14 protein-coding genes and 1 riboswitch are annotated in these 16010 nt (G+C 64.7%); of the genes, 7 read left to right on the top strand and 7 right to left on the bottom strand.

Going from position 1 to position 16010, the window contains the following annotated elements:
- From BGO64_RS11645 to BGO64_RS11635, 3 genes are read right to left on the bottom strand one after another with little or no spacing between them, the layout of a single operon-like run.
- Positions 1-1437, bottom strand: a complete 1437-nt coding sequence (locus BGO64_RS11645) for a LutB/LldF family L-lactate oxidation iron-sulfur protein (protein ID WP_286700701.1) — start codon at positions 1435-1437, stop codon at positions 1-3.
- A complete protein-coding gene (locus BGO64_RS11640) occupies positions 1430-2251 on the bottom strand; it encodes a (Fe-S)-binding protein (protein ID WP_010674372.1) in 822 nt (273 codons plus the stop codon). The genes BGO64_RS11645 and BGO64_RS11640 overlap by 8 nt, the downstream gene beginning before the upstream one ends.
- Before the next feature lie 12 nt (positions 2252-2263).
- Positions 2264-3961 carry an L-lactate permease gene (locus BGO64_RS11635; RefSeq protein WP_201934893.1) on the bottom strand — a complete coding sequence of 566 codons (1698 nt, stop codon included), beginning with the start codon at positions 3959-3961 and terminating at the stop codon, positions 2264-2266.
- 61 nt (positions 3962-4022) lie between these two features.
- Here BGO64_RS11635 and BGO64_RS11630 point away from each other — a divergent pair, with 61 nt between their 5' ends.
- On the top strand, positions 4023-5000 hold the full coding sequence (locus BGO64_RS11630) for a LysR family transcriptional regulator (protein WP_286700700.1): 978 nt from the start codon (positions 4023-4025) through the stop codon (positions 4998-5000).
- A gap of 15 nt (positions 5001-5015) precedes the next feature.
- On the opposite strand, the gene BGO64_RS11625 is transcribed toward BGO64_RS11630, so the two are convergent.
- The gene (locus BGO64_RS11625) at positions 5016-5810 is read right to left on the bottom strand and encodes an alpha/beta fold hydrolase (RefSeq protein WP_010674369.1); all 795 of its coding nucleotides are present in this window, start codon (positions 5808-5810) and stop codon (positions 5016-5018) included.
- Positions 5811-5916: 106 nt separating this feature from the next.
- Here BGO64_RS11625 and BGO64_RS11620 point away from each other — a divergent pair, with 106 nt between their 5' ends.
- The 3 genes from BGO64_RS11620 to BGO64_RS11610 are packed head-to-tail and all read left to right on the top strand — an operon-like array spanning position 5917 to position 7167.
- The gene (locus BGO64_RS11620) at positions 5917-6288 is read left to right on the top strand and encodes an MmcQ/YjbR family DNA-binding protein (protein WP_045525146.1); all 372 of its coding nucleotides are present in this window, start codon (positions 5917-5919) and stop codon (positions 6286-6288) included.
- A 3-nt stretch (positions 6289-6291) separates the two neighbouring features.
- Positions 6292-6771 (top strand): GNAT family N-acetyltransferase, encoded by a 480-nt coding sequence (locus BGO64_RS11615; RefSeq protein WP_286700699.1) that lies wholly within the window; start codon positions 6292-6294, stop codon positions 6769-6771.
- 60 nt (positions 6772-6831) lie between these two features.
- Positions 6832-7167, top strand: coding sequence for a DUF3802 family protein (locus BGO64_RS11610; protein WP_010674366.1), 336 nt, complete (start codon positions 6832-6834; stop codon positions 7165-7167).
- A gap of 303 nt (positions 7168-7470) precedes the next feature.
- Here BGO64_RS11610 and msrA read toward each other — a convergent pair whose 3' ends face one another.
- A complete protein-coding gene (gene msrA, locus BGO64_RS11605; RefSeq protein ID WP_010674365.1) occupies positions 7471-8103 on the bottom strand; it encodes a peptide-methionine (S)-S-oxide reductase MsrA in 633 nt (210 codons plus the stop codon).
- 252 nt (positions 8104-8355) lie between these two features.
- Here msrA and argA point away from each other — a divergent pair, with 252 nt between their 5' ends.
- Together argA and lysC are read left to right on the top strand one after the other, a co-directional pair.
- Positions 8356-9684, top strand: coding sequence for an amino-acid N-acetyltransferase (argA, locus tag BGO64_RS11600; protein WP_041215931.1), 1329 nt, complete (start codon positions 8356-8358; stop codon positions 9682-9684).
- A gap of 109 nt (positions 9685-9793) precedes the next feature.
- A riboswitch (Lysine riboswitch) is annotated at positions 9794-10018 on the top strand.
- 87 nt (positions 10019-10105) lie between these two features.
- Complete coding sequence (gene lysC / locus BGO64_RS11595; RefSeq protein WP_010674363.1) at positions 10106-11458, top strand: lysine-sensitive aspartokinase 3; 1353 nt, start codon at positions 10106-10108, stop codon at positions 11456-11458.
- A gap of 105 nt (positions 11459-11563) precedes the next feature.
- Here lysC and BGO64_RS11590 read toward each other — a convergent pair whose 3' ends face one another.
- Positions 11564-12658, bottom strand: a complete 1095-nt coding sequence (locus BGO64_RS11590; protein ID WP_010674362.1) for a protein kinase family protein — start codon at positions 12656-12658, stop codon at positions 11564-11566.
- Positions 12659-12909: 251 nt separating this feature from the next.
- Between BGO64_RS11590 and BGO64_RS11585 the strand changes: the two genes are divergently transcribed.
- Positions 12910-15180 (top strand): LTA synthase family protein, encoded by a 2271-nt coding sequence (locus BGO64_RS11585; RefSeq protein ID WP_286700698.1) that lies wholly within the window; start codon positions 12910-12912, stop codon positions 15178-15180.
- A 479-nt stretch (positions 15181-15659) separates the two neighbouring features.
- Here BGO64_RS11585 and BGO64_RS11580 read toward each other — a convergent pair whose 3' ends face one another.
- Positions 15660-15977: a heavy metal-binding domain-containing protein gene (locus tag BGO64_RS11580; RefSeq protein WP_286700697.1), complete on the bottom strand. Its 318-nt coding sequence runs from the start codon at positions 15975-15977 to the stop codon at positions 15660-15662.
- Positions 15978-16010 lie beyond the last annotated feature (33 nt).

The raw sequence follows: 16010 nt of genomic DNA, 5'->3' as shown, positions 1-16010 counted from the left end.
TCAGGACTCCTTCTTCTTCTGGCGCAGCAGGGCGTGCAGGCTCTGGGGGGCGGGTTTGGGGGCCTCGCGGCACTGGGTCCAGGGGCCCAGGTGTTTGGGCATCAAGCCCCGCAAGCGACCGGCCACACCGGTTGCGGCGTGGTAGAGGCGCGGGTGGGTGGCGGCGAAGGCAAAGCCCTGCATGGCGAGGGTCTCGAGCCGGCTCCTGGCCGCCCCCTGCCCCGCCAGCGGTTCGTGGCCGGGCTGTGCGTCGTGCTTGGCCTCCCGGCGCAGGCGCTGCAACAGGTCGGGAATGGGGATGCGCACCGGGCACACCTCGCCGCAGGCACCGCACAGGCTGGAGGCCGTCACCAGATCGCTCGTACTCTCCAGCCCCAGCAGGTGGGGGGAGATGATTTTGCCGATGGGCCCCGGGTAGATGGTGCCGTAGGCATGGCCGCCGATGCGGGTGTAGACCGGGCAGTGGTTCATGCAGGCGCCGCAGCGGATGCACTGCAATGTCTTGCGCAGCTCTACGTCCCGATAAGCCTGGCTGCGGCCGTTGTCGAGCAGCACCAGGTGCACCTCGTCCGGGCCGTCCAGCTCCCCTGCCCGGCGCGGGCCGCTGATGACGTTGAAGTAAGTCGTGATGGCCTGTCCGGTGGCCGAGCGGGTCAGGGCGCTGTAAAGGGGCGGCACGTCGGATAGGCACTCCACCACCTTCTCGATGCCGGTGATGGCCACGTGCACTTTCGGCACAGTGGTGCACATGCGCCCGTTGCCCTCGTTCTCGACGAGGCACAGGCTGCCGGTCTCCGCCACCGCGAAGTTGACCCCCGACAGCCCCATGCCGGCGCGGCGAAACTCTTCGCGCAGGGCCCGCCGCCCGGTCTGGATCAGGGCGTCCACGTCCGTGGTGGGGGTGAAGCCTTCCAGGTTGCTTGCGAAGGTGTCGCTCACCTCCTGCTTGTTCTTGTGGATGGCGGGCATGATGATGTGGGACGGGGTGTCGCTGTCGAGCTGGACGATAAACTCCCCCATGTCGCTCTCAAGGCAGCGGATGCCGTGGCGCGCCATCTCGTGGTTGAAGCCTATCTCCTCGCTCACCATGGACTTGCCCTTGACGATGCTGCTCACCCCGTGTTGCTGGGCGATGCGAAGGATGATGGCGTTGGCCTCGGCCGGCGTCTGGGCCCAGTGCACCCGGATGCCGTTGCGCTCGCAGTTGGCTTCGAGCTGCTCCAGCAGGTCCGGCAGACGCGAGAGACAGCGCTGGCGAATTTGCTCCGCCGCATCGCGCACCGCCGTCTCCTCGGCGGGGTCAGCGAAAGCATCCCGGCGCTTGCCGCGCAGGTAATCCATGGCGCCGCGAAAGTTCTGGCGCAGCACGGGGTCGGCCAGGGCCGCCTCGGCCTGGGGATGGAAGCGGCGCGGCGAATACTTGGCGTGATCAGACATGGGGCTGGGCCTCTTTGGTATGAGCCAAATCGCTAACAGCGGCGCCGTTATGAGCTATTTCGTCACTGTCGGGGCGGCTGTGGGCGAGCAGGAAACTCGCCAGGTGGGTGGCAGGCAAGATCCTGCCCTGATAGGCCAGGGATCCCTTGATGTTCAAGAGGCACCCCCAGTCGGCGCTCACCAGGGTGTCGGCGCCGGTGGCCAGCAGGTGGCGGGTCTTGTCCTCCACCATGGCCTGGCTGATGTGGGGGTGGCGCACCGAGAAGGTGCCGCCAAAGCCGCAGCACTCGCTCTCGTAGGCCTGTTCATGCAAGGTGACGCCATCGAGCTGCCCCAGCAGGCTGCGGGCCGTGGTGTGTACCTGCATCTCGCGCCGGGCCGAGCAGGAGGTGTGCATGACGATGCTCGCCTCCCCCACCCCGTGCCAGCGCACCCGGCAGATCCGGGCCAGAAACTCGGTGAGCTCGAACACCCGATCGCAAAAATCGGCCACCTCGGGGCTCTCGGGGAAGAGGCGGCGGTAGTGGTGGTGCATCATGCCGCCGCAGGAGCCCGACAGCACCACCACCGGCCAGGGCTCGGGGAAGAGCGCCATCTGGCTTTGCGCCACCTTGCGCGCCTCCTCCTCGTGACCCGAGGTGTAGGCCGGCTGCCCGCAGCAGGTCTGTTTCTCGACAAAGTGCACCCTTATCCCTTCCCGCTCGATCAGGGCGATGGCATCGAGCCCCGCCACCGGGTCGAACAGGTCCACCAGACAGGTGGCGTAGAGATAGACATCGGCCGGCTTGGCCGGGTAGACCCGCATTACCTTCATCACTTGCTCTCCTTACTTGAGCTGCAGCAGTGCGTCCGAGATGTGGAAGCTGTACATGAGCGCCAGCCCGATAAGGCCGGTGACCAGCAGGTAGTAGAGGGTCGGCAGCGCCGTCTTGCGCAGCGTCGCCCCCTCACGGCCGAGCAGCCCCACGGTGGCCGAGGCCGCCACCACGTTGTGAATGGCGATCATGTTGCCCGCAGCGGCGCCAACTGCCTGCAGGGCCAGCATGGCGGCGGTGGAGACCCCCAGGGTCTGGGCCACTTCAAACTGGAACTGGCTGAACATCATGTTCGATACCGTGTTGGAGCCGGCGATGAAGGCCCCCAGCGCACCTATGGTGGCGCTGAGCGCCGGGAAGAACTCCCCCACCAGCCCGGCGGCAAAATTGGCGGTGGTCACCGGCATGCTGGCGAGATCCGCCCCGTTGACCCCGGAGTTGATGAAGATACGCACCATGGGCACGGTGAAAATAAGCACGAAGCCGGCGCCGATCAGGGTGCGGCTGGACTCCCCCAGCGCCCGACCGAAGGGGGCGAGGGAGCGCGACTGCAGCCAGGTGGCGAGCAGGGCGCAGAGCACCAGCAGGCCACCCGGCAGGTAGAGCGGCTCAATGGAGGCGCTGACCCCCTTCTCCCCCAAAAGGTCCGTGAAGGCGAGGCTCACCGACAGGAGGCTTGCCTTGAACTCCGGGCTCACCCGGCTCGCCACCAGCAGGAGCGCCAGTGCCACATAGGGGAGCCAGGCCAGCATGAGCGACATGGGGCGACCAGCGGCCTCTTTGAGATCGAGCTTCAAGGAGCCCAGCCACTCGGCGGGCCACTCGTTCTCGGGGGCGAAATCCCAGGAGTTCTTGGGCACCAGAAAACCGGCTCGCGCCGCCGTCACCACCAGGGCCAGCCCCACCAGACCGCCGATGAGGGACGGGAACTCGGGGCCGAGCAGCATGCCGGTGAGGGCATAGGGGACGGTGAAGGCGAGCCCGGCGAAAATCGCAAACGGCAGGATGGAGAGCCCCTCGGTCCAGCTGCGGTTGCGGCCGAAGAAGCGGGTCAGCATCATCACCATCAGCACCGGCATCAGGGTGCCGACGGTGGCGTGAATGAGGGCCACGTTGGTGGTCACCTGTTGCAGGTAGACCTCCCAGCTGCTGCCACCGGCGCTCAGGGTCTGGCCGATGGCCTGGTTATCCAGCCCCTTGTTGATGCCCACCAGGATGGGGGTGCCCACCGCGCCGAACGATACCGGGGTGGACTGGATCATCATGCCGAGCAGCACGGCGGCGAGCGCCGGGAAGCCGATGGCCACCAGCAGCGGCGCGGCGATGGCGGCCGGGGTGCCAAAGCCCGAGGCCCCTTCGATAAAGGCGCCGAAGCACCAGGCGATGATGATGGCCTGGATGCGCCGATCCGGCGAGATGTTGGTGAAACCGCCGCGAATGGCGGTGATGGCACCGGTGTGTTTGAGGGTGTTGAGCATCAGGATGGCGCCGAACACGATCCAGAGCACGGTCACCGTGATCACCAGCCCCTGCAGGGTGGAGGCGAAGACCCGGGTCGGGCTCATCTGCCAGCCCCACAGGGCAATGAACACGGTCAACAGGAAGGCGACGGGCATGGCGCGCTTGGCGGGCCAGTTGAGGCCGACCAGCAGCACGGCGGCCACCAGGATCGGCGAGAAGGCCACCAGGGCCAGCAGGGTGTCTGTCATCATTGCGTCCTTGTCCAGAGGGGTGCAGAGGCGCACCTTGTTGTTGTTTTGTTAAGCGGACGTGACCTTACCCTGTTCCTTTTTCGCGATATATGGAAATAATGAACAACATTCGTTCCAAAAGTTGATCAATATGGCCAGTACCGACGACCTCATCCTCTTCGCCCAGGTGGTGGAGGCATGCTCCTTCAGCAAGGTGGCTGAACAAAATTCCCTGACAAATTCAGTGGTTAGCAAGCGGATCGGGCGTCTTGAGGAGGAGCTCGGGGTGCAGCTGCTCTATCGCACCACCCGCCGGCTCACCCTGAGCGAGGCGGGCAAGGCGCTCTATCAGGGTGCCAAAAATGTGAAGGCCGCCGCACTGGATGCCTTCGACGCGGTGGCGGGATTTGGTGAAAAGGTGAGCGGTCATGTGCGGATGTCGGTGCCCACCATCTCCGGCGAGCTCTTGCTCGCCGATGCGGTGGCCGATTTTTGCCAGCAGCACCCGGGGCTCACGGTGGAGATGTCCCTGGACAACCGCTTCGTCAACCTGGTGGAAGAGGGGTTCGATCTGGTCATTCGCACCGGTTATCTGGATGACTCGAGTCTGATTGCCCGCCACATTCTCGACTCCCAGTGGGTCATCTGCGCCGCCCCCGCCTATGTGCGCCGCTTCGGGGCGCCGCGGGAGCCGTCAGACTTGCTCACCCACAACTGCCTGCGCTACGCCTACCAGAGCACGGGGGCCTCGGAGTGGGCCTTCAAGGGGGAAGAGGGCAACTATCTGGTGTCGGTGTCGGGGAGCTTTTCAACCGACAACGCCGGTGCCCTTCGCAAGGCGGCGCTGGGGGGGCGCGGCATCGTCTATGTGCCACGCTGTCTGGTCTATCACGATCTGATGAACGGCGAGCTGGTGGATCTCTTCCCCGATCAGGTGGGCAAGAAGCTCGGCATCTACGCCGTCTACCCCTTCACCCGCCAGCCGCCGCGCAAGATAAGGCTGCTCATCGAGCACATCCGCCAGCGCTATCTGGAGATTGGCCACTACTTCATCTGAGGCCCTTGTCGGGTCTCAGAGGGCGGATGACGCCGCCTGACGGGAGAGAAACGCCAGGGACTGGCGGTTGAAGTGATCCGGCTGCTCCACGTTGCAGACGTGGCCGCACTTTTCGATGATTTCGAGGCGGCTGTAAGGGTCGCGGGCCACCTGCTCGCGCACCGGGGCGAGGAACATGTGATCCTCCTCCCCCATCACGTAGAGGGTGGGAATGGGCAGGGCCCGCTCGCGAAAGTAGCGCATCAGGGGGTTCACCTCGGTGGCGAGACGGAACCAGCGCTTGAACTCCTTCTGGCAGAGCTTGCGAGCCTCGCGCACGAAGAGGTTGCGGGACTCCTGATGGTGCTGGCGCGGCATGATGATGAAGGCGAACAGGCGGTAGAGCCACATGTAGGGCAGGAAGTGCTGGCCGAGGCGGCCAAGCTGCACCAGCACCCGGGAGCGGATGTCGAGACGCAGGATGGCGCCGCCGAGCACCATGCTCTTGACCCGCTCGGGGCGAAGCTCCGCCAGGTGGCGGATGAGGATGGTGCCAAGGGAGATGCCGACAAAATGGGCGTGGGGGATGCGCAGGTGATCCAGCAGGCGCAGGATGTCCTCGGTCACGGCCCGAAAGCTGTAGTGCCCCTTTACCACCTGCTGCAGCTGGTTGGACTGGCCGTGACCGCGAAGGTCCAGCAGCAGCACGTTGAAGTGCTCCCGGTAGGCCCGCAACTGCTTGAACCAGATGGAGGAGCTGCCGCCCGCACCGTGCACGAACACCACCCAATCCCGATCGGGACCCAGTTCAAAGGTCTTGTGGTACAACATCTCATGGGCTCCCGGGGTGATGGGGGGTATACTCGGCGCGCATATTAACAGAAGGCTCACCCCGGTGAACATGCTTCCACCATGATCGGACCAGCCTGGAGTCCCCATGACCCTCGTTCAATTGCGTGAATTTTTGCTCAGCCAGCCCGGCGCCACCGAGGACACCCCCTTCGGCCCGGAGATCCTGGTCTACCGCATCGCCGGCAAGATGTTTGCCCTGGTGGACTGGCAGGCGGAGCCCCTCTCCATCAACCTGAAGTGCGAACCCGAGCTCGCCCTGCTGCTGCGGGAGATCCACCCCGAGGTGAAACCGGGCTGGCACATGAACAAGCAGCACTGGAACACGGTGACACTGAGTGAAGGCCTGTCTGACGATCTCTGGCAGGGCTGGATAGTCCACTCCTATGAGCGGGTGGTGGCGGGTCTGCCCAGGGCGAAGCGGCCCCAGCCCCCCCGCGCGACCATCAGGGAGGGTTGACCCATGCCGTCTCCTTCTTCTCCCCGCATCGTCCCCCTCGAGGAGGCGCACATACCAAGGCTGCTGGATCTGTTCGAGCAGTCGGTACGCCGCCTGGGGCCTGCACACTACAGCCCGGATCAGGTGGAGCAGTGGGCCAGGGGCGCCCATCACCCGGGGCTTGCCAGCCAGTTGCGCGAGCACCATGGCTGGGTCATCGAGCAAGACGATGTGCCCCTTGGCTTTGCCACCCTGAGCGATGACGGTCATCTCAGCCTGCTCTACGTGAGCCCGGATCATCCGCGCCAGGGGCTCGGTACCCTGCTGCTGGAGCGGGTGCTGGCAGCCGCCAACCAGATGGGGCTTGGCAGCCTCACCACGGAGGCGAGCGCCTTCAGCCTCGCTCTCTTCCTGCGTCACGGCTTCCTGTTGACCGGATTGGAGACGGTGGAGCGCGGCGGTGTCCAATTTATCCGCCATCGGCTCCACTGCCGCTTGCCATGACGGGTTCAGCCACTAAAATACGCACCATTTCCCCAAGGCAATGAAGAAAGGGCAGCCATCATGGTGGTAGAGAGCGACGGTTACATTGCGCTGATCGAGTATCTGGTAGAGAGTCTGGGTCTGTTCGAGAGCCAGCAACAAGGCGGCGGCGCCCAGACCATCGAGGATCTGGTGAGCAGCCGGGTGGCCGACAACCTGATGGCCATCTGCGAGCAGAACCCCCAGCTCGACCCCAAGGTGCGCTTCCTGATCATGCAGGAGGCCGATGCCGTGGTCGCCGACCTGGAAGAGGTGCTCTCCGCCGTCTGGTTGTCCGCCCCCAGCGAAGCCCAGCAAGCCTTCCTCATCGAGTTCATCGACCTCATCAAGAACCTGTTCGACAGCACCATCAGCTGACCCCTCCCCTGCCGTGACGGCAAGGGGACGAGATGCAATGAGGCGAGGAGTGAGGCGGGACGCCCAATGAAAAGGGCCGCCTCATCGGGCAGCCCTGCTTGCTAGCATTGTCAATTCATCGCGCTTGTCAGAGTAATGAATTTCGGGGCAAAAAAATGTGTCTGGTCTTGGCAACCATCCGTGGTCGCTACCCTGTTGGTCAGCCAGGGTTCAGTTTAGTTCCCCACCTGACGCATTTTTTTCAATTATTTTTCATCACAATGACACGGGGGCCTGATGGCCCCCGTGGTATGCAATGACGCCTCAGCGATTCAGGCTGGGAGGCAGGCAGACGCCGATGCCCCCCAGGCCGCAATACCCCTCGGGATTCTTCTCCAGATATTGCTGGTGATAATCCTCGGCGTAATAGAAGGGGGCCAGCGGCAGGATGCGGGTGGTGATGGTTCGCCCGTCACCGCTCGCCGTCATGGCCTGCTGGTAGGCAGCCAGACTCTGCTGGGCAATCGCCTCCTGGGTGTCGTCCCCGACGAAGATGACGGAGCGATACTGGGTGCCGATGTCGCCACCCTGGCGCATCCCCTGGGCCGGATCATGGTGTTCCCAGAACAGCTTGACGAGATCCCCATAGCTGATGACCTTGGGATCGAACACCACCTGCACCGTCTCGGCGTGGCCGGTCAGGCCGCTGCACACCTCCTTGTAGGTGGGATTGGGGGTCAGCCCCCCCTGATACCCGGCGGCGGTGGAATAGACCCCGGGCTGCTGCCAGAACAGACGCTCCACACCCCAGAAACAGCCCATGCCGAACCAGGCAAGCTCCATCCCCTCGGGCCAGGGCCCCTGGGTCGGGTGGCCGTTTACTGCGTGCACCTGGCCAATCTCCAGCGCTTCCCGCCGTCCCGGCAGCGCCTCTGCCGGTGAAATAATCTGCTCCATATGCCCTGTCCTTGTATAAAACCCCGCGCAATGCGGCTGACGAAAAGGAACACCGAAGATATCAGGTTATAAGCCCGGATCAACCAGGGAGCGGCCCCCGGGGCGACCCTCCCGCTCTCGCCTGCGTCTTCCCCTCCCCACCCGCACTGGTCAAAATGGCGACAAAAAAACATCAAGTCGATATTTAGTCTTGATTTGTGAATTTATTTTCATATATTGAGCGAATTGCTGCTTTTTTATGGAATGAAACACGTGCGTGAACGCGAACCCAGCCTGGTCCATGCCTTTCGGCAATCCACCCCCTATGTCAATGTGCACCGGGGTGCAACCTTCGTCCTGATGATCGGCGGGGAAGCCATTTGTCACCCCAATTTCGCCAACATCGTCAGCGACATCGCCCTGCTGCAGACCTTGGGGATCCGCCTGGTACTGGTGTTTGGTTCGCGTCCGCAAAATGACGAGGCCCTGGCCCGTGCCGGCATCCAGGCCCAGTATCACAAGCGGATCCGGGTCACCGACGATGCCAGTTTCGCCATCATCAAGCAGGTGTGCGGCGGTCTGCAATACGACATCACCGCCCAGCTCTCCATGGGCCTCGCCAACACCCCCATGCAGGGGGCCCGCATCAGCGTGGTGAGCGGCAACTTCGTCACCGCCCAGCCGCTGGGTGTGGATGACGGCATCGACTTCTGCCACAGCGGCCGGGTGCGTCGCATCGATGTGGAGGGGATCACCCGCCAGCTGGATCAGCACGGCCTGGTGCTCATCTCCCCCATCGGCTGCTCGGTCACCGGCGAGAGCTTCAACCTGAGCTCGGAAGAGGTAGCCCGCCGGGTGGCGGTGGATCTCAAAGCCGACAAGCTCATCTGCTTCAGCAGCACCCAGGGGGTCATGGACAGGCACGGGGAGGCCATCTCCGAGCTCTTCCCCGAGCAGGCCGAAGAGCTGCTGGTGGCGCTGGAGCAGGCGGGGGAAGAGATGTCAGGCACCGCCCGCTACCTGCGCGCGGCCATCGCCTCCTGCCGGGGTGGCGTGCCCCGCTCCCACCTGGTGAGCTATCAGGACGACGGCGCCATGCTGCAGGAGCTGTTCAGCCGCGAGGGGCTGGGTACCCAGATCGTGCGCGAAAGCGCCGAGCGGGCCCGGGCCGCCACCATTGAGGACATCGGCGGCATCCTGGATCTCATCCGTCCGCTGGAGGAGGAAGGGATCCTGGTGCGCCGCTCCCGGGAGCAGCTGGAGATGGAGATAGACAAGTTCACCATCATCGAGCGGGACGGCCTCATCATCGGCTGTGCGGCGCTCTATTGCTTTATGGAAGAAGCCATGGCCGAGATGGCCTGCGTCGCCATCCACCCGGAGTATCGCAACTCCAACCGGGGGGACACCCTGATCGCCAAGGTGGCCGAGCGGGCCAAGCGGCTCGGCATCCGTCGCCTGTTCGTGCTCACCACCCGCTCCATCCACTGGTTCCGGGAGCGGGGCTTCGATCCCCTGGAAGTCGAAGATCTGCCGGTGGAGCGCCAGCGCTTCTACAACTGGCAGCGTCGCTCCAAGGTTTTGTCCAAGACCATTTCGTAACTGATTGATCTTGTGCCTGGTTACCGTCAATTTTGTTCTTTTTTACGAACTCGATTGACAGTGCAATCCAGACCAAGGTATTTGTACATGCACGCCACCTGTCACAGGTGGCACCAGAAGAGGAGCGCTGCCCAGGCAGCCCAGGGGAGGACACCAGTGTCCGGTGAACTTGGGTCAGGGGGAGCAGCGCCGAGACGAGGCGAGTGACTGGACACCGCCACGTCGGCTGCGGGGGCTGAATCCCCCGGGTTGTCATCGGTAGTGGTCATCCCACACCGCGCCCCACCTGGGGCGGGTACGGGATGGGCTCTGCAGGTGGAGTGCTTCTGGCCGGGATCCTCGCGTTTTCCTGCCATTTTTTGCCTCCTCCTCTCTATTTGCCCGATGAAACCGGATTTTCACCTTGAGACAGGAGTATGCAATGAACCCGATCAATGTCGCCAAGTTTGGCGGAACCAGCGTCGCCAATGCCGCGGCCATGAACCACTGCGCCGACGTGGTGCTGGCCAATCCGGCGACCCGGGTGGTGGTGCTGAGCGCCAGCGCCGGCGTCACCAACCTGCTGGTGAGCCTGGCTCAGGGTGAACTGGACGAAGCCGGACAGGATGCCCAGCTTGCCAGGCTTGCCGACATCCAGCTGGCCATTCTGGCCGCCCTTGGCAACCCGAGCGACGTGAGCGCCCTCATCCATGCCCAGCTCGGCGACATTCGCACCATGGCCCGTCAGGCCAGTCAGCACACCGACGCCGAACTCGCCGATCGCCTCATCGCCTGCGGCGAGCTGATGTCCACCCGTCTCTTTACCGAACTCCTGCACCAGCGCGGGGTCAAGGCCCAGTGGCAGGATGCGCGCCAACTGCTGCGCACCGACAGCCGCTTTGGCAAGGCTACCGTGGATCTCGCGGCGACCCGCGCCCTCTGCCAGCAGGCGGTGGGCCCGTTGCTGGGTGACAGCCTGGTCATCACCCAGGGCTTCATCGGTGCCGACGGCGATGGTCGCACCACCACCCTCGGCCGTGGCGGCTCCGACTACAGCGCGGCCCTCCTGGCCGAGGCACTGGACGCAGGCAGCATCGAGATCTGGACCGACGTGCCCGGCATCTACACCACGGATCCCCGCCTGGTCACCCGCGCCCGCCCCATCCCCGAAATCAGCTTCGTGGAGGCGGCGGAGATGGCCACCTTCGGCGCCAAGGTGCTGCACCCGGCCACCCTGCAACCCGCGCTGCGCCAGGACATCCCTGTGTTCGTGGGCTCCGCCAAGGACCCCGCCGCCGGTGGCACCTGGATCCGCGCCACCACCCGCAGCAACCCGCTGTTCCGGGCCGTGGCCCTGCGCCGCCAGCAGGTGCTGGTGACCCTGCACAGCCTCAACATGTTCCACGCCTACGGCTTCCTGGCCGAGGTGTTCGGCATCCTGGCCCGTCACCGCATCTCGGTGGATCTCATCACCACCTCCGAGGTGAGCGTCTCCCTGACCCTGGATCACACCGGCAGCCAGAGCAACGGCGAACCCATCCTGAACGACAAGGTGCTGGCGGAGCTCGGCCAGCTGTGCAAGGTCGAAGTGGAGACCGGTTTCGCCCTGGTGGCGCTCATCGGCAACCGCATGAGCGAGGCGGCCGGGGTAGGCAGCCAGGTGTTCGACGCCATCCGCGAGCACAACATCCGGATGATCTGCTACGGCGCCAGCGCCCACAACCTCTGCTTCCTCGTCAAAGAGGACGAGGCAGGCCACATCGTCAACTGCCTGCACCGGGAACTGCTCGACTGAGTCGCCCCGGCGCTGGCACACAACGAGCCTCTTCCGCCCCATCACACTTCCCCACTCAGCAAAGAGGGGCGCCGCGGCGCCCCTCTTGTCACTCTTCTTCCACCATCAGCTGGTGACCAGGGTAGCCCGGGTGGGCAGCAGATTGGCCCGGATCTGCTCGCGCAGCCCTCCCAGCCGTTGCAGCAACCCGGCCTGACCGAGCCCCGCTTCGTCAGGGGCCAGATTGTCCACCAGGGCCGGGAAGTGCTCCCGTACCGCCTGCTCCAGCCAGTCGAGGCGGCGCAGGGTGAGCGGGCCGCAGCTCTTGCCGCTGAGATCGTCCAGGATGTCGAGCCGATGGCTGCGGTACATGTCGCGCCACCAGTTGGCCGCCAGCGCCTCGTCGCTTGCCAGCGCCGCACTCCACTCCCCCACCAGTCCCTGCATCCGCGCCAGCACGGGGGCGCTCGCCCCCTCCCGCGACAGGTATTGCAGCTCTCCCCTGGCCCAGGCGAGGCAGAGCTCGCGCCAGCGGCGAAACAGCGGCAAGGGATCCGCCTCGTCCAGCCAGAGCCCGGAGAGGGTGCGGGTTTCCAGCCGCTCAGGCACATGGAAGTCGGGATCGGTGAGGCCGTTGGAATTGAACTCGTGCAGGGGATCGAAGGGCCACATGTAGCCAAAATCGAACACCGAGATATGCTGGCCGTCATCCAGCAGGTTGCCCGGGCTCGGATCCCAGTCAAACCAGCCCCAGCGGGCCAGCTCCGCCTCCACCGCCAGCATCTGCGCCAGGTTGCGCTCGCAGAGCGTGCGCACCGGCTCCCCCCGCAGCCAGGGGGAGACCAGCACCCCGGCCCGGGCGGAGCCGAAACTGGTGCAGACCACGTTGGAGAGGATGGTGGGATGCAGCTCCCGCAGGCTCTCTATCTCCCGACGCCGCTCCAGCTCGGTGAGAAAGGCGGTCTTGCCGTCCACATTGGCCACCAGAGAGTCCTGGCGGCAGCGTTTCAGGCACCAGTGGTGCCCCTCCACCTTGAGATGGAACACCTCGGCGGTGAGCCCGTGACCGTAGACCTTGACGACGTCCGGGTGATCCTCGGTCAGCCGGACGAGCTGGGGCAGCGGCAGGGGGCAGTCCCGCTCCCGCCCGATCCGGATCTCTTCTTTGCTCTCCAGCATCTGGAGCAATCTGGCCTGACGCGCCGCAACTTTGGGATTCATACATGTACCTCCAACCGTTACTGAGAGACTAAACAGCGCCCCCCTCCCAGACCAGCAGCAAAGGCTCATGATGACGCTTTCATCACAGAATGAGTGCCCCTGGCGGATCGGGATCACAAATTGCCTCACTGTGCTCATCACGGAATATTCATCTTGTTGTCATTAAATTGACATCAAGGAACAAGCCACGCACCATCGGGTCAAAATAGAGGCAGTCGTCGCTGCCATGACCGCTCCAAGGATGAGCCCTTATGAATGCCCCCGTCACCGGCCACCGCCCCGCCTCCCAGCCCCTGGCCGGGCTGTTGCTGGGTCTGCTGACCGCCCTGCTGCTGCTGACCCTCGCCCTGCCGCTGCTCAACCCCGTCAGCTGGCTCGGGCGTGCCGCCCCCCTCATTCTGGGCCCGGCGGATCAGCCCATCGCGACCCTCCATCGCTACAGCCTGCTCTACAAAAGTGACAACCGGGGCTTCTATCTGGTGGTGCGCAGCCAGTGGCAACTGCTCAAACCCCTGCAGGAGGGGGACAAGGTGCGGGTGGAGCTGCTCAACGACAAAGGGGTGCGCATCGATCAGCTGAGCCAGGCGGTGGACAAGCGCCAGAAGTGCCGCAAGGAGCGCTGCACCCTGAGCCTCAACAGCGCCCTGCGCGCCCCCGACGACGCCCTGGACAGCCGCTACCAGCTGCGCATCGGGCTGCTGCTGGCAGACAGGCCGGAGAGCGCCGAATACAGCCAGATCCTCCAGACCCTGCCGGAGCGCGGTTTCAACCTCCTCTACCTGATGACCAGCCTGCTGCTGGTGCTGCTGGTGAGCGCCGCCGTGCTCAAGACCCTGCTGCCGCGGCTGCGCCGAAGCTACCGCGCCCGGGTGGCAGGCAGCCTGCTGCTCGGCAACCTCACCTTCGTGCTGCTCCACGGCTTCGTGGTGTTCAAGCTGGGGGAATTCCTGTTCTGGTCGGGCTTTCGGCCCGAGCACTACTACCTCGCCTGGGGCAGCATGGTGCTGGGCTGGAGCCTCTGCGCCCTCGCAGGCTTCAGCCTCTATATGGGGCTGCTCTTCACCGCCCTCTCGGGCATCGGGCTGCTCGCCAACTTCATGAAGATCGCCATCTACGGGGTGCCGCTGGGGGGGGACGATCTGGGCAACCTGCTGGCCCTGCTGCACATCCTGCTCGATCAGCACCCTGTGGTGCCGGTGCTCGTCGTGCTGGGGCTCCTCTTTCTGGTGTGGCGCTTCGCCCTCTCCCGCTGGATCCTGCGGGGCTTGCTGCGCACCGCCGCCGCCACCGCCGCCTTCTTTGCCCTCTGCGTGTTCGCCACCCAGACCGGCAACAAGCTGCTCGGGGCCAACATCCGCTATGTGGACAGGGCGGTGAACTACCACAGGGACATCATCCGTGCCGGCCCCGGCCTCTACCTGTTCAACCTGGTGGACGAGATGCTGCAAAGCGGCAACGTGTTTCGCTACCCCTTGCAGATCAACGAGCGCACCCCGGAGCTGAGCCTGCCCGCCCAGCCCAGGGCTCCCCGCTTCGATCTGGTGATCGTGCTGCAATACGAGTCGCTCTGGCTTGACTGGCAGGGCCGTCTCTGCGCCCCCGCCCCCACCTTGAGCCTGCCCGCCAGCGTGGCCCAATGGCGCAAGACCATTCACTCCCCCACCACGGGCGGCATGACGGTACTGGCGGAGTTCGAGATGAACACCGGCCTGCCGGTGGGCCTGCTCAAACAGGGGGTGGTGCCCTACTACTACCTCTCGGACAAGGTGCCCGGCCTTGCGCGCAGCGCAGCCCAGAGCGGCTACCAGACCCTGTTCGCCCACCCCTATGTGGAGAAGTTCTGGGGCCGCGCCAAGGCGATCCCGGCCCTCGGCTATCAGGAGCGCTGGTTCGATACCCGCTTCACCGCCCTCGAGCACAAGGGGCTCTACATCTCCGACGATGCCCTCATCGATCACCTGCTCAAACGCAGCAACCAGGACGATCAGCCCCTGTTCGCCTACGCGGTCACCATGCAGGGGCACGGCCCCTTCGACGGGGATCGCTACCGGGCCCAGCAGCGCAGCGGCGCCTGCCCGGATCAGAGCCCGGCGGATACCCAGTTGCTCAACACCTACTACACCGGGGTGGTGGATGCCATGGCCTCCCTGGAGCGGCTGCTCAAGACCCTGGACAACTCCGGCAAGCGCTACCTGGTGGTGGCCTTCGGGGACCACCAGCCCTTCCTGATGTCGGCGGGCAAGGGTATCCACGGCGCCAAACCGCCACGGGATGCCAGCTACCAGATCCCCATGATGGCCTTCACCCGGGCCGGGGACGGGCTGGATCTCGCCCGCCAGTTCGACCCGGTGCGCCAGCTCTACCAGATGGGCCAGGCCACAAGGCAGCTGCTGGCGGGGGACCTCACCCCCATCCGTGACCAACCCCTGCTCCACCCGGTGCTCGGGGAGGAGAAAGGCTTCGACCCCTCCCCCCTGGTGCCGCAGATCCGCGCCAGCTTCCGGCCCGATGCATTGCCCTGATCGATTGAGACACGAGGGACACAGATCCTTGCAACACCTTCCGGGCCGATGCCCTGCCCTGATCCGCAGCGAACTAGCAGACGACAAAGAGGTCGCCCGGGCGACCTCTTTTTATGGGCGGGATGCGAGTACAGTGCCGCCTGCACCTCGCCATGTTCGTCCCGACCTGGGCTCTGCGACCCCTGACAGGTCATTTTTTGTTTAGATATATCAAACGATAACTCATTATCGAATAGCAAAATTGAACAACATTGCCGACCTTCAGGCCCTGTGCCCCCCCATGTTCACGCACCTTCTCCGGGCCGGGCCATTTTCTCCCTCATTCCCGGCCAGACCAGAGCCATCGGAGCGTTCGATACGTTCAGGCCTTGAGCCCCACTCACTTGCGCCCACCTTTGCGCGTCACCCCCAACAAAAAGCCGACCTCGGGGTCGGCTTGTGACGGGGCGTTTGGCCATGCAGGGCCGGACGCTGGCGGGCTAGATCACCACGGCGGTGCCGCTGATGTTGACCATCAGCATGCTGCCATTCTGGCCCACCACCTCGTAGTCGATGTCGATGCCCACCACGGCGTTGGCCCCCAGCGCCTGGGCACGCTCCTTGAGCTCCTCGAAGGCGATCTCCCGGGCCCGGGCCAGCTCTTTTTCGTAGGCGCCGGAGCGACCGCCGATGATGTCGCGGATGCCGGCGAACAGATCCTTGAAGATGTTGGCGCCGAGGATGGCTTCGCCCACGACGATGCCGCGGTACTCGCGAATGGTCTTGCCTTCCAGGGTGGGGGTGGTTGAGAGGATCATGAGGTCTCCTGTGAGTTGGGCTGGGTGCGCGAA

The organism is Aeromonas sp. 62-46 (assembly GCF_001898585.1).
In the GTDB taxonomy this organism is placed as follows: domain Bacteria; phylum Pseudomonadota; class Gammaproteobacteria; order Enterobacterales; family Aeromonadaceae; genus Aeromonas; species Aeromonas caviae.
This window is presented reverse-complemented; position numbering and strand designations above follow the sequence as displayed.

Coding starts and splice junctions, on each gene's coding strand:
- BGO64_RS11645 (WP_286700701.1), bottom strand. CDS start 1,437: ATGTCTGATCACGCCAAGTATTCGCCGCGCCGCTTCCATCCCCAGGCC.
- BGO64_RS11640 (WP_010674372.1), bottom strand. CDS start 2,251: ATGAAGGTAATGCGGGTCTACCCGGCCAAGCCGGCCGATGTCTATCTC.
- BGO64_RS11635 (WP_201934893.1), bottom strand. CDS start 3,961: ATGACAGACACCCTGCTGGCCCTGGTGGCCTTCTCGCCGATCCTGGTG.
- BGO64_RS11625 (WP_010674369.1), bottom strand. CDS start 5,810: ATGTTGTACCACAAGACCTTTGAACTGGGTCCCGATCGGGATTGGGTG.
- BGO64_RS11620 (WP_045525146.1), top strand. CDS start 5,917: ATGACCCTCGTTCAATTGCGTGAATTTTTGCTCAGCCAGCCCGGCGCC.
- BGO64_RS11615 (WP_286700699.1), top strand. CDS start 6,292: ATGCCGTCTCCTTCTTCTCCCCGCATCGTCCCCCTCGAGGAGGCGCAC.
- BGO64_RS11610 (WP_010674366.1), top strand. CDS start 6,832: ATGGTGGTAGAGAGCGACGGTTACATTGCGCTGATCGAGTATCTGGTA.
- msrA (WP_010674365.1), bottom strand. CDS start 8,103: ATGGAGCAGATTATTTCACCGGCAGAGGCGCTGCCGGGACGGCGGGAA.
- lysC (WP_010674363.1), top strand. CDS start 10,106: ATGAACCCGATCAATGTCGCCAAGTTTGGCGGAACCAGCGTCGCCAAT.
- BGO64_RS11590 (WP_010674362.1), bottom strand. CDS start 12,658: ATGAATCCCAAAGTTGCGGCGCGTCAGGCCAGATTGCTCCAGATGCTG.
- BGO64_RS11585 (WP_286700698.1), top strand. CDS start 12,910: ATGAATGCCCCCGTCACCGGCCACCGCCCCGCCTCCCAGCCCCTGGCC.
- BGO64_RS11580 (WP_286700697.1), bottom strand. CDS start 15,977: ATGATCCTCTCAACCACCCCCACCCTGGAAGGCAAGACCATTCGCGAG.